General features: G+C 49.9%; 14 protein-coding genes. 6 read left to right on the forward strand and 8 right to left on the reverse strand.

Going from position 1 to position 13070, the window contains the following annotated elements; genetic code table 11:
• Nucleotides 1–166 precede the first annotated feature (166 nt).
• Nucleotides 167–661 (forward strand): hypothetical protein, encoded by a 495-nt coding sequence (locus M2108_RS18430; RefSeq protein ID WP_277470845.1) that lies wholly within the window; start codon nucleotides 167–169, stop codon nucleotides 659–661.
• A 65-nt stretch (nucleotides 662–726) separates the two neighbouring features.
• Here M2108_RS18430 and M2108_RS18435 read toward each other — a convergent pair whose 3' ends face one another.
• Nucleotides 727–1371, reverse strand: coding sequence for a phosphatase PAP2 family protein (locus M2108_RS18435; RefSeq protein WP_277470844.1), 645 nt, complete (start codon nucleotides 1369–1371; stop codon nucleotides 727–729).
• Between the two features lie 110 nt (nucleotides 1372–1481).
• On the opposite strand from M2108_RS18435, the gene hfq reads away from it, so the two are divergent.
• Nucleotides 1482–1703: an RNA chaperone Hfq gene (hfq, locus tag M2108_RS18440; RefSeq protein WP_039872699.1), complete on the forward strand. Its 222-nt coding sequence runs from the start codon at nucleotides 1482–1484 to the stop codon at nucleotides 1701–1703.
• Nucleotides 1704–1775: 72 nt separating this feature from the next.
• On the opposite strand, the gene M2108_RS18445 is transcribed toward hfq, so the two are convergent.
• Complete coding sequence (locus M2108_RS18445; protein WP_277470843.1) at nucleotides 1776–2882, reverse strand: lactonase family protein; 1107 nt, start codon at nucleotides 2880–2882, stop codon at nucleotides 1776–1778.
• A 225-nt stretch (nucleotides 2883–3107) separates the two neighbouring features.
• On the opposite strand from M2108_RS18445, the gene M2108_RS18450 reads away from it, so the two are divergent.
• Together M2108_RS18450 and M2108_RS18455 are read left to right on the forward strand one after the other, a co-directional pair.
• Nucleotides 3108–3443 carry a hypothetical protein gene (locus tag M2108_RS18450; RefSeq protein WP_090716633.1) on the forward strand — a complete coding sequence of 112 codons (336 nt, stop codon included), beginning with the start codon at nucleotides 3108–3110 and terminating at the stop codon, nucleotides 3441–3443.
• 227 nt (nucleotides 3444–3670) lie between these two features.
• Nucleotides 3671–4873 (forward strand): peptidylprolyl isomerase, encoded by a 1203-nt coding sequence (locus M2108_RS18455; protein WP_277470842.1) that lies wholly within the window; start codon nucleotides 3671–3673, stop codon nucleotides 4871–4873.
• Between the two features lie 83 nt (nucleotides 4874–4956).
• Here the strand turns inward: M2108_RS18455 and M2108_RS18460 are convergent, their stop codons facing one another.
• Both M2108_RS18460 and M2108_RS18465 read right to left on the reverse strand, forming a co-directional pair.
• Nucleotides 4957–5151 (reverse strand): DUF2188 domain-containing protein, encoded by a 195-nt coding sequence (locus M2108_RS18460; protein WP_277470841.1) that lies wholly within the window; start codon nucleotides 5149–5151, stop codon nucleotides 4957–4959.
• A 75-nt stretch (nucleotides 5152–5226) separates the two neighbouring features.
• Entirely contained in the window at nucleotides 5227–5826 is a 600-nt protein-coding gene (locus M2108_RS18465; RefSeq protein WP_277470839.1) for a nitroreductase family protein, read from the reverse strand.
• Between the two features lie 272 nt (nucleotides 5827–6098).
• Here M2108_RS18465 and M2108_RS18470 point away from each other — a divergent pair, with 272 nt between their 5' ends.
• Both M2108_RS18470 and M2108_RS18475 read left to right on the forward strand, forming a co-directional pair.
• Nucleotides 6099–7529: a metallophosphoesterase gene (locus tag M2108_RS18470; protein ID WP_280777143.1), complete on the forward strand. Its 1431-nt coding sequence runs from the start codon at nucleotides 6099–6101 to the stop codon at nucleotides 7527–7529.
• A gap of 29 nt (nucleotides 7530–7558) precedes the next feature.
• Nucleotides 7559–7774: a helix-hairpin-helix domain-containing protein gene (locus M2108_RS18475; RefSeq protein WP_277470837.1), complete on the forward strand. Its 216-nt coding sequence runs from the start codon at nucleotides 7559–7561 to the stop codon at nucleotides 7772–7774.
• A 77-nt stretch (nucleotides 7775–7851) separates the two neighbouring features.
• Here M2108_RS18475 and M2108_RS18480 read toward each other — a convergent pair whose 3' ends face one another.
• The 4 genes from M2108_RS18480 to mmsA form a co-directional block, all read right to left on the reverse strand.
• Nucleotides 7852–9366 carry a copper amine oxidase N-terminal domain-containing protein gene (locus M2108_RS18480; RefSeq protein WP_277470836.1) on the reverse strand — a complete coding sequence of 505 codons (1515 nt, stop codon included), beginning with the start codon at nucleotides 9364–9366 and terminating at the stop codon, nucleotides 7852–7854.
• Nucleotides 9367–9467: 101 nt separating this feature from the next.
• A complete protein-coding gene (locus M2108_RS18485; protein ID WP_277470835.1) occupies nucleotides 9468–10136 on the reverse strand; it encodes a TraX family protein in 669 nt (222 codons plus the stop codon).
• A 191-nt stretch (nucleotides 10137–10327) separates the two neighbouring features.
• Nucleotides 10328–11491, reverse strand: a complete 1164-nt coding sequence (gene mmsB, locus M2108_RS18490; RefSeq protein WP_277470834.1) for a multiple monosaccharide ABC transporter permease — start codon at nucleotides 11489–11491, stop codon at nucleotides 10328–10330.
• Between the two features lie 5 nt (nucleotides 11492–11496).
• Complete coding sequence (mmsA, locus tag M2108_RS18495) at nucleotides 11497–13026, reverse strand: multiple monosaccharide ABC transporter ATP-binding protein (RefSeq protein WP_277470833.1); 1530 nt, start codon at nucleotides 13024–13026, stop codon at nucleotides 11497–11499.
• Between the last annotated feature and the right edge of the window lie 44 nt (nucleotides 13027–13070).

Below are 13070 nucleotides of genomic sequence, written 5' to 3' on the forward strand. Positions count from 1 at the left end.
TGTATATCCTGTAAGTCTTCCGTCAATCTCTATAAGGGTACATATGTAATTACCCATGAACCATGCCGGCGAATTTTTAGACAAGCTTAAGCTAAACTTCATGTTGCTTTCAGCTTCCCGGTAATACTGTGTACGGCAATACCATTCCATCCCAAGAGGTGAACGCATGAGCAACAAGATCAGAACAATTGCAGCATTTACGGCAGCCGTCATGCTCTGCCTGGCTCCGGCCGCTGCTTATGCCGAGACGGGTTCAGGCAGTACGCCAGCACCGGCAGCGGACCAGACCAGCCCCGGTAAAGAGCAGCCGTCACATCCGCATCACAGCAGGGGCCTGAAAACAGGCGGACATTTTATCCTGGGCGAAACTGCCAGGCTTCTGGAAATGGACCGCCGGGAGCTTATGGACAGCCTGAGAAACGGACAAACCCTTTACAGTCTGGCCAAGGAAAAAAAAGGCTGGAGCGAGGACCAGTACATTCAGAAGCTCAGTGAAGCCGCCAGCCTCAAGCTGGATGAGTCCCTCAAGGAGGGGCAGCTGACCAAGGAAGAAGTCAAAAAGCTGAAAGCAGGGCTTCCGGCACTGCTGAAGCTTAGCATCTCTTCTGCCGCCAATTCGCATAAAGGTACTCCTGGAAAGCCGGCAGCACCGGTCAAATAAGCCGGGATACGGACACCATTGCCTGTACAGGCTGATGATGTCCGTATTTTTTATACATAAAGTCTTTATTTCCGTTTGCGGGTATTCTGGTAAGCTTCAAAGCAGGCAACCGACAGCATCAGCCAGGCGCCGCTTGCCGCATATCCGCCGATCACATCGCTCGGATAATGGACACCCAGATAGATCCGGCTCCAGCCGATGCCAAGGGTCATAAGTACAGTGAACAGAATCAGTATAAGCCGTTCTCTTTTCCGCCGCATATGACGCCAGAGCAGGTATGCCAAGACCCCGTATAGGGAAAAGGCAGCCATGGAATGACCACTGGGAAAGCTGTAGCCAGCCTGTTCAATCAGACGGTGAATACTCGGACGCTCCCGGTGAAACCACAGCTTGAGCCAGGTATTCAGCAGCTGGGAGCCTAAGCCCACCCAGAGGAACAGAACGAGCTCCATCCGGTGCTTCAGCACAAAAAAGAGCAGTGCCATGGTAACAAGTGAAATCATAACCGCCAGCTTCGATGAGCCGACCAGTGACAGGCTTTTAGCCAAAGAGGTCAATCCCGGCGACTCCGCTGATTGTACGGCATGAATGATGGAGTTGTCAAAATAAGCCGTCTTGTTCAGTGCCACAAGCAGGGAAATGACGGCAAAGCCTAATGCAAACCATAAAGAGAACCGGAATCCTCTGGACCATCTGCGGTATTGAAACATAACAAACCCCTTGTCTGATACGTATTCTGTGAAGACATTGCCCGAGAACCGTCTTGCCGTGATATAATGGGACAGGAAGACAATTCATACAAAGATGGAGTGCTGCCAAAGTGGAAAGTCTAAAGCTGCAGGAACGTTTGTTGAACCAGTGCATTTCAACAAAGGTGCCCGTAACGATTTTTACAACTAACGGAGTCAAAATGCAGGGACTCGTCACCTCTTACGATGCTTATACAATCACTCTGACAGGTCAGGGTGACGGCAAACAGAACGTTTTGTTCAAATCAGCGGTCTCCACTGTTGTACCGCTCAAGCCAGTTTCGCTTAAATAGGTCAAAAGGAACACCGGAGCCAGCCCTTCCGGTGTTCCTTTTTTGGTCAATCAGCTATGAAGCCGGCCTGAATCAGGCAGGAAATACTGCCGGCTTAACACACACTGGCTTGGACGTCTTCGCTTCGTTACCGGTAAAGGTCAACCGTCCGGTCGCTTGATCGAGAGAGAATACAACCAGGTTATTGCCGTCACGGTTGGCTACAATCAGATATTCACCATCCGGTGTAACAGTGAAGTGGCGCGGATGACCTCCACGTGTAGACACATGCTCAACAACCGTAAGCTCCGCTGTTTCGGCGTTTACCGTATAGACCACGATACTGTCATGACCGCGGTTCGAGCCATACAGGAAGCGTCCGTCCGCCGAGAAGGCGATTTCTGCACAGCCATTATTTGTATAGGAATAATCATCCGGCAGCGTAGGCACGGTAACTGCTGTCTTCAAGGCTCCTGACTCGCTGTCATACAGGAAGGAGGTAACCGTGCTGTTCAGCTCGTTAATGACATAGGCGGATTTGCCGTCCGGATGGAATACAAAATGACGGGGGCCCGCTCCTGCCTCCACCTTGATTTCACCTTGAACCTCAAGCGTTCCGGCATCCCGGTTGACCCGGTAAGTGCGGATCAGATCCAGGCCAAGATCGGACACAAACAGGAAGCGCTCGTCCGGGCTGAAAACAGCCGAATGCGGATGCGGCTTCTCCTGGCCGGGCACTGTTCCTTTGCCCGTATGTACAGCAGTATCTGTCAGGCGCACCGGCGTTCCGCCAGCATCTGTTCTCAGCAGGCCTACAAGGCCGCCGTGATAGCTGCATACAACGATAAACTCGCCTGCGGCATCCCTGTTAATGTGACAGGTTGTCGTCTGCCCTGCTTCAGAAGCGGGCATGGTGTCAATCCGGCTCAGCTCAGTCAGGCTGCCGGTCTGCGGATCAATGGCCAGGGTTACGACCTCGCCCTCCTTGATCCCGTCACGGTTAAGCTTCTCGCCAATTGCATACAGCCGGTTCTTCGCAGTATCCACATTAACAAAGGTAGGATTGGCGATGCCCTGCACACTGTCCAGCAGCTTCAGCGTACCTCCGGCCTCCCCGTCAAATGCATATACCTGTACCCCGTTATCCTCAGCACTCGCATAGGAGCCGGTAAACAGCAATAGTCTGGAATTTTCTTTCATCTCGGTTTTCCTCCTCCATAAGTCCATCCGGTGTTTTATATGCAGCCTGGCTCTCATTCAAACAACAGCCATCTTTATAATTTACAATTTTTCAGCGTCTATGACAAATGCAACGGAAAAAATGACAAAAAACATTTCAAAAATAAGACTTCTCAAAGAAATTAGAATATGCTATAATGAAAGCGCTAACACGCGTCGTTAAAATTGTAAAAAGGGGGAACACGAATGAGCAGCCTGCTGGAAGCCAGAAATGTATATGAGGACTTCGAGGTGGAAACAGACATTCTGTTCTTTAAGGTCGGGGACCATGATCTGGTCATTTTTCACGGCAGAAACTATAACATTAAAAAGAGAATGACTGCCGAGCAATTAAACCGGTTGTTGTCGAATTCCAGTTACTATCATGTTTACGGAGGCTGCTACGTGAATCTGAACAAGATCAGCGCGATTGAAGACGACTGCATCTATTTCGGAGAGAAGGGCCTTTACGCCAAAAATGTCCGTGTTCCCAGACGGAAACAGGAAAGCATACGCCATCTGCTGAAAGGGCTTACTTCTTAAGCAAGTTTTTGAATGCAGAAACAGGCTGACCTTATGCAATCTTATGACTTCTGCCAATAAGCCGGAGCGTACGGGATTCCCCTGCCTCCGGCTTTTTCCTTTTATCTTAATAAAATCTTAAAAAGCGATTTTGCTTTTTTATACTTTCTTAAGGTTTGGAATCGGAATTTCTGGTAAAGTTGTAGAAAGACAGGCATCACCTATATCGAAGGGAGTCATTAATTATAATGGACAAAAAAGAATTTGAAACAAATGGGCAATTGAACGACAACGCAACACCCGAAGAGACTGACGCTTCCGCAAACACCAATGAAGCACCAGTGGAAGCCGAAACGGTTCCTGCAGCGGCAGAAGAAGCTGTTCCAGCAGCACAAGAACCGGTTGAACCTGCTAATAATGCAGCAGCAGATGTAACACCTGAAGCTGTTCCTGTGATGAGCAAGGTTGGCGGCGGCAATCCTCCTCCCTCCTCCCCTAAAGGCGGCAAGGGCTGGATGATCGCATCGATCGTTCTTGCAGCAGCACTGATTATAGTATTGATCAAACCGCCTTTCCAGAAAGATGATAACAGCGTTGCGGTTGCTACCGTCAATGGTACTGATATTACCAAAGCGCAGCTGTATGATAAGCTGGTTGAAGCAGGCGGCGAATCGACTCTGCAGAACCTGATTACTACTACCCTTGTAGACCAGGAAGCCAAGAAAGCCAACATTACGGTTACCGACGAAGATATCAATGCCGAAATTGAAGACCTGAAAACCCAGTTTGGCGGTGAAGATGCACTGAACGCCGCGCTGGCCCAAAGCTCCATGACGCTGGATGATCTGAAGGCGCAAATGCCGCTGCAGGTTGAGATCCGCAAGCTGCTTGAGCCTAAGGTTACCGTTACCGATGAAGACATTACCAATTACTTTAATGACAACAAAGCCACCTTTAACCAGGAGGAAGAAGTACAGGCTTCCCATATCCTGGTTGCTACCAAGGAAGAAGCCGATGATATTGTCAAGCAGCTCAAAGACGGCGCTGATTTCGCTACTTTGGCTCAAGAGAAATCCTCCGACACCGGTTCTAAGGACAACGGCGGGGATCTTGGCTTCTTCAAAAAGGGAGACATGGTTACAGAGTTCTCTGATGCTGCCTTCGCCCTCAAAGTCGGTGAAACCAGCGGTGCTGTGAAGACGGATTACGGCTATCATGTGATCAAGGTGACGGACCGTAAGGAAGCTCATGAATACACGCTGGATGAAAAGAAAGACGAAATCAAAAAGACCCTTATTTCCCAGAAGGTGTCCGAGATGTCCTCCACCTGGCTGCAGGATCTGACTACAAACGCCAAGATTACCAACACACTGACCGATGAGCCGGAAGCCTCTGCTACACCGGAAGCATCTGCTGCTCCGGAAGCTACAGAAGCTCCTGCTGCAAAATAAGCTGATCAAATAACGTAAGGACCAGACGGTTAATGAAACCGCTGGTCCTTTTTTTATGCTGCCAGTTACGCAGACGGCAGCTGCTATGTGTTTTTCTTGCGGATCTGCTTATCGTGGTTCTCGCCCCACTCTTTGGCCTGTGCCGTGGCAATAGCGATGGCCCGCCCTTCGTCATACCCTTCCTCCAGCAGTGCATTTGCAATATCAATCGCTTTGTTGCGCACCGGTGCCATGAAATTCTTCAGGGAATCCGGATAATTATCCTTGTTCCAAGGCATAACAAAAACCTCCTTAATCAGGTTATAGTACTACTTATCCTGATTAAGGAGGTTTCAAACAAGTATGGCTGCTGCTTATTTAATCACTTTTACACGTTCTTCAATCGGCTGGAACTCTTTAGGTCCCGGTGCGGTAACCGTTGTGCCGAACGGCAGCTGGGCAATCAGCTTCCATTCTGCAGGAATGCCGAAGGTTTCCTTCACTTCATCATCAATCAGCGGGTTGTAGTGCTGGAGCGAAGCGCCAAGACCGGCTTCAGCGAAGGCAGTCCAGACAACAAACTGCAGAATACCCGAGGACTGGTTCGACCAAATCGGGAAATTGTCAGCGTACAGGGCAAAATTTTCTTGCAGATTCTTCACAACCGCCTGATCCTCAAAGAACAGTACGGAGCCGTAGCCAGCTTTGAACGAAGCCAGCTTCTGGGCTGTACCTTCGAATTGCTCTGTCGGTACAATTTTGCGGAGCGTTTCAGCAGTGATATCCCACAGCTTATCATGCTGTTCGCCAAGCAGAACTACTGCTCTGGAGCTTTGGGAGTTAAATGAAGTCGGGCTATGTAATACGGCCGCTTCAACAATTTCCTTAATTTGATCATCCGAGATCGGGGATTCCTTACTGATTGCATATACGGACCGTCTTGCTTCTACAGCTTCCAGAAAACTCTTAGACATAAGATAACTACCTCCATTTATTTTAGTAACTAACTTTTGTATATCTTAACACTTCTATTCCGATAAAACAACTCCTATTTCATATTTTTTTCCTGCTCCTGTGTTTGTATCCATCCTTATTCTCGCTGTAATCCGCTTGTTTATACGCTTTCCACTATTTTCTATAATCACATGAGCGTGATTCGAAACACCTGCCTGCCCATGCCGATATACAAAACCGCTGTTAATACGCTACAATGATTCAGCCATATTGTTGAAGGAAGGTTCTAACCATGATATTTTCCGCTAAAAGAAATGCTTTTCCGTTTAAAAAATCACCCTTGATTGCTTTCACCATACTGCTTGCCGCAGTTTCTATCCTGCCAGGCTGCAAAGACACAAATTTGTCATCTGACGCTCACGAAGAAAGAGCAGTTCCTGCTGTCAGCTCCATGACCTCTACCCAGCCGGTGTCATTCTGGGTTGCAACAGATACCCATTATCTTAACAAGTCACTGCAGGACGGCGGTCCGGCCTTCCAGAGCTATGTAAACAGCGGTGACGGCAAAATGCTGCCTTACAGCGATGAGCTTATGGAGGCGCTTGTCCATGATGCAGAGCTTAAAAAGCCGCAATTTCTGATCCTGAGCGGCGATCTGACCAACAACGGTGAGGCGGACAGCCACAAGGAGCTTGCCGCCAAGCTGAAGCGTATCGAGAAGCAGGGCACCTCTGTTTATGTCATCCCCGGCAATCATGATCTGTTCAACCCCTGGGCAAGATCTTTTAAGGGTGATAAACAGATTGTGACTGACCATATCACCAGTCAGGATTTCACGGAGCTGTATGCTGACTACGGATACAATGAAGCTATTTCAAGGGATACGGGCAGTTTGAGCTATGTTGTGGAGGCCTCACCGGGCTTATGGCTGCTTATGATTGACAGCAGCCAATATGTAAACAACGAGAAATACGGGTTCCCGCAGACGGACGGGCGGATTCTTCCGGCGACTTTATCCTGGATAAAAGATTGTGTGAAGCTGGCTTCAGAGCATCACGCTTCCATCGTAACCGTGATGCACCATAATCTGCTCAGCCACACTTCCATGTCCGTATCCGGTTTCAAGCTTAACAACAGTCAGGAGACGATGGTTGCCCTTCGTCAGGACGGCCTTAATCTCGTGTTATCCGGACATATCCACATGCAAGATATCCGACGTGATCCTGCTGCCGGCCAGACAGCAGCAGATTCAAATGCCCTTCCGGTGTACGATATTGCCACCAGCGCCTTTGCCGTCAACCCGCACCAGTATGGCGAGATGACCTTTGATACCCGGTCCCGGAAAGTCACCTATCATACCGCTTCGGTTGACGTCGAGCAATGGGCGGTAGACAATGGAATTACAGATCCGAACCTGTTACAATTTAAAGCATATGCCGAGCAGTCTTTTTCAGAAAGCTCCTATAACAAAGCGATGAAGAATCTGAAGGACAGCAGCTTTAGCGAAGCAGACAAGCAATCGATGGCCAGGATGATGTCGGCGCTGAATATTAAATATTTTGCCGGCACAGCCGGCACTGATGCAGAAGCCATACAAGCAATGCCGGGTTACCAGCTATGGCTGAGCCAGAAGGAAGGCTTCATGTCCGGATACATCAGCAGCATGCTCAAGCCCAAGGAGCAAAGCAACATAGCACTGGAAGTGACTCTGACCACCCAGTAAGCAGCAATGCTGCAGAAAGGAGACTGCAGATGACTACCCGTATGGTACCGCCGGCGGATAGCGGCTTCCCCGGCAAGCTCTCCCAGCCTGCACTGCGGGCACTGGCCCAAGCCGGCTATACCCGGCTTGAGCAGCTCACCGCGATCAAGGAAACCGATCTTTTGAAGCTCCATGGCATGGGACCAAAAGGAATCGTAATTCTCCGGGAGACGCTTGCTGCAAAAGGACTTTCTTTTGCCGAATAATATGAATCCGCAGCAAAAAGCCGGAGTCCCGCTTCAGGGAACTCCGGCTTTTTACAATTCCAGAAATGTTGCACTGATTAAGGGCGTTCGATCCAGATGTAGCCTTCTTCATCCTTCTCAACCTTAGCATGCAGCCCTTCGGCCAGCACACGGAGCGGTACATTAGCATCCCCGTATTCATCCACGAATACCGGAAGCGACAGCTTCACCGTCTTCCCGCTCACAAGTGCTTGATCGGAACCGATTTTGAATACGACTGCATCTCCGTATACATCATCAGTCACCGTAATGGATTTGCTTGCACCATCCCAGGTCACTTCGGCATCCAGATCCTCAGCTACATAACGCAGCGGAACCCAGGTGGTCCCTCCGATCACTACCGGATAATAATAGTCGTCATCGGGGGTAATCATCAGCGTTTTGGCCGTTATTTTCATATCGTCCTTAAGCATATTGTATACAGTAGAGCCCGGCTCAAAATTACGCAGGGTTTCACCCGGAGTCAGCTCGGTGTTCGACAGATCCAGAGCACCGTCCTTGCTGATCAGGTCTGCGGTAACCGCCCCGTTCACATTCCAGGTCTGACTCTGTGACTGAACCGAAATGCTCTTCAGCGGCAAGTCCTCACTGGCAGGCAGTGCAACGGTCAGGTCAATGTTCTGCTTGCGGATATGGAAGCCGCTGTCTACAAACAGGTCCACCTGCAGCTTCGTATCCTTGCTCAGCACAGTAGCCAGTTCAGGTGTTGTCTCGTAAAGACTCTCTAGCTGCTTGTCATAGACAAGCAGGAGTGCATCCACAGCCAGCTTGGCAGCATCATGGGCCACTGTCACAACGCCTTCCTTATCCTCCAGCGGAATATCGCCGAATCCGAGCATATCCAGCTCGTCATCAGCTCCGGCTGCTGTAAGAATCGGATACAGGTAATCATAAAGACCACTAATCAGGGCTGTAAAGCCTTCAGTATCCTTCGACACGGATTTGAGGAAGCTCTTCACCAGAGCAGGCAGCTCGTCGCCTGTAATTTCGGTATGTAGCTTCGTCAGGTTCAGTTGCTGGCCATACACAGTTTCGCTAACCGAAGTAGCGCTGATAGCAGCCGGGTTTGGCAAATTCTTGACTACAAATTGTGTAACAAGCTTGGAGATATCCTGCAGCTTGCTCTCATCCAGCCCTTCTAAGCCAAGCGATTCATCGTAACTCTCAAGCGGGAAATAGAACGGCTGCTTCGCTCCCTCTGCATTAAAGACCACCGCCTCCTGATCCATGGACAGGGTAAACGGTACAGTCGCCTGCTTGTAGGCTACGGATCCGGCTGCGGAAACATTACCGTTATCCTGCAGCTTTACATGAGCGATATTAACAGAGAAGGAATTGATAAGTTCAATCATTTCAAGATCCTCGGCACTGATTCCGTCAGCCGGAACAGCCTTCAAGGATAAAGTAGTGCTGGATTCCACTGATTTGACATCAAGATCCCCCAGCAGTGCCTTGTTAACATCCAGCCCTCCGACTGTTTGGCAACCTGCCAGAATCAGCAGCATTGCCAGTACCGGCAGCAGCCATTTGGTGCCTTTCTTCATTCTCCTCATAGCATGACTCCTTTATCGGTTATTTGTACATCTATCCATCAACTCAAAAGAGGAAGGACTTGCAGTGAAAAGTGCTGTATACCCTGGTTGCAGGAACTCTCCTAAAGCATAAACAGAGTTTTCCATTGAATATTTACCCAATCCTGGTAAAAGATAATCTTGATTATGGCCAGTACCGCCAGGTGTCCCGGATAAAAGGACCACCATACCCAGCGGGGCAGGCGTCTTTTCTCAAGGAAAGCCCATGCAGCAGGAAATACCGCAACAAGAATGGTCGGTACGATACTGAACATCTGGACCAGCCAGCCGCTATAGAACAGATAGAAGCTGTTCAGCGCAAAATGGGCCAAAATCAGATAATATGAATGTGCATAACGGAAGATCAGTACGAGGATCAGACCGTAGGCATTATAATCAAGCGGAAGAACATCCATTATATAAACAGCTATCAATACAACCGGAATACCCAGCCAGAGCGACGGCAGCTTATCCAGTATGAGCAGCACAATGGCCGAGAGCAGCAGCGTAAAGACAACATTCCAGCCGCCGGGGTCAAGCGCCATATTGTACGGAATCTGGGCAATAACCGCAATGAGCAGCAGCCTCATCAGATACCTTGGTCTCGATTTAGTATGTATATGCCCTTGCACCAGCCCGTAGCAGTAAATCGGAAAGGCGATTCTTCCAATGATTCTCCAGCCCATCTCATCCGGGAAAAAGATGTAGCCTATGTGATCAATAAGCATAGTAAGCATTGCAATAATCTGCATCTCCGGCCTCCTGATTTATGTTCTATGAGTGCTATTATCCATTGCTTTGCCGGGCAGCGCAAGCCTGTCTACTATTTCCACAAGCTGCAAGCGTTTTCCTTTAGTTAGGAAATATATATTCTAAAATAAAAGGAAAGCCGCCCCGCTAATGCGGAGGCGGCTTTGCATGTGTCTGCGGCATCAATGACCGGTTAGGCAGTTTTTGATTTGTTGTAAATGTCAAACCCTACAGCCAGCAGCAGCACCAGACCTTTAATGCCCTGCTGCCAGTCTACACCAAGGCCGACAAGGGACATTCCGTTATTCATAACGCCCATGACCAGACCGCCGATGATGGCTCCGACTACCGTGCCGATCCCTCCCGAAGCCGAAGCCCCGCCTATGAAGCAGGCTGCAATAGCATCCAGCTCAAAATTGGTTCCGGCCTTTGGTGTAGCCGAATTCAGGCGGGCAGCAAAGACGAGGCCGGACAAAGCGGACAGTACGCCCATATTTACGAATACCCAGAAGGTGACCCGTTTGGTTTTTACTCCTGAAAGGCTCGCTGCTTTCTCATTGCCTCCCAGCGCGTAAATATGACGGCCCATCGTCATATTGTTCATCACAAAGGAATAGACAGCAATCAGCACCAGCAGGATGAGAAGGATGTTGGGAATCCCGTTATACTGAGCGAGGACAAAGGTAAACAGATTCATAACGATAATGAGTGCAGCCGCCTTCACTATTGAAATCCAGAGCGGCGATTGTTCAAATCCGTATTTGACCGAGGTTCTCCGGATTCTGATCTCTTGAAGGACTACCAGGACAGACAGAATAATGCCTGCCAGAAGCGTCACTACATTCAGCGTGCTTCCGTCCGTGAAATCGGGGATGAAACCGGAGCTGATTTTTTGGAATGTCTTGGGAAACGGGGCTATCGACTGCCCGTTCAGCACAATCATCGTTAATCCGCGGAACAGCAGCATGCCTGCCAGCGTTACGATAAATGCGGGGATTTTGATATAGGCAACCCAGAAGCCCTGCCAGGCGCCGACAAGTGCACCCATCAGCAGCGAAATTACAACGGCCAGCACGGGATTCATCTGCTGCTCAACCATCATAATGGCCGAAAGCGCCCCGATAAAAGCGGCGACAGAACCGACTGACAGATCGATATGGCCGGTAATGATCACCAGCACCATGCCGATCGCAAGCACCAGAATGTAGCTGTTCTGCAAAATAAGGTTTGTCACATTCAACGGCTTAAGCAGAATGCCGTCGGTCAGAATCTGAAAGAAGACGGAAATGAAGATCAAGGCAATAATCATGCCATATTGGCGTATATTCTTTTTGAAAAGTTCACTGATCGCTCCCATTGGTGTTACCCCCTGCTTCGTGTCATATATTTCATCAGCAGCTCCTGCGTAGCATCCTGCCGCTGCACCTCACCTGTGATCCGTCCCTCGCACATCGTATAAATTCTGTCGCACATCCCGATAATTTCCGGCAGCTCGGAGGAGATGACCAGCACGCCCCGTCCTTCCGCAGCCAGGCTGTTAATAATCGAATAAATTTCATATTTGGCGCCAACGTCAATGCCGCGTGTCGGCTCATCCAGTATAAGCACATCCGGCTGGGCATAGATCCACTTGCTTAGCACAACCTTCTGCTGGTTGCCGCCGCTTAAATTCACCGTTTTCTGCAGAATACTTGGTGTCTTGATGTTCAGCTTCCTACGGTATTCCTCGGCCACCAGCACTTCCTCATTCTCGTCGATCACACCGTGCCGGGACAGCTTATGCAGGCTGCTGAGCGAAATGTTGCGTTTGATATCATCAATCAGGATCAGGCCATAATGCTTGCGGTCTTCCGTTACATAGGCAAGTCCGCCCGCAATAGCCTGGCTGATGTCATTGAAATGAACCTCCCGGCCATGCATGTACAGCTCTCCGCTGATCCGTCTGCCGTACGATTTGCCGAACACACTCATCGCCAGCTCTGTCCGGCCGGCCCCCATCAGCCCGGCAATGCCGACTACCTCACCGCGGCGGATATGCATATTGATCCGGTCCAGCATTTTGCGGTCTGCCTGCGTCGGGTGATACACCTCCCAGTCGCGGATTTCAAAAATGGTCTCCCCAAGCTCCGGCGACCGCTCCGGATAGCGGTTAGTCAGATCGCGGCCGACCATGCCTTTTATAATGACATCCTCCGTTACCGCATCTTGCTTCATATCCAGCGTTCTGATCGTCCGGCCGTCCCGCAATATCGTTACCGAATCCGCTATCTTCTCGATTTCGTTCAATTTGTGTGAAATGATAATGGAGGAGATTCCCCGCTTCTTCAGCTCCAGGATCAAGGTCAGCAGGTTCTCGCTATCATCCTCGTTCAGCGCCGCTGTAGGCTCATCAAGAATGAGCAGCTTCACTTCTTTGGACAGCGCCTTGGCGATCTCCACCAGCTGCTGCTTGCCGACACCGATTGCCGATACCCGGGTCAGCGGAGATTCGCCCAGGCCGACGGTCTTGAGCAGCTCCCTGGTTCTCAGCGTCGTTTCATTCCAGTTGATTACTCCTCGCTTTACCTGCTCATTGCCAAGGAAGATATTTTCCGAAATCGACAAATACGGAATCAGCGCCAGCTCCTGATGAATAATGACGATGCCCAGCCGTTCGCTGTCCTTGATATCCCTGAACTGGCATACCTCGCCGCCGAACAGGATATCCCCTTCATAACTGCCGTGCGGATATACACCGCTAAGCACCTTCATCAGGGTCGACTTTCCGGCTCCGTTCTCCCCGCAGAGGGCATGGATCTCGCCCGCCTTCACCTTCAGGTTAACATCCGACAGCGCCTTGACCCCAGGAAAGGTCTTCGTAATCCCCTTCATTTCCAAAATATACTCACTCATCAGACTCTCACCCAGCTTTCCCTGTTACTGTGAAGCGGAATGCC

Origin of the sequence: Paenibacillus sp. PastM-3, assembly GCF_029893965.1 — a bacterium.
Classification (GTDB): Bacteria; Bacillota; Bacilli; order Paenibacillales; family Paenibacillaceae; genus Paenibacillus_AQ.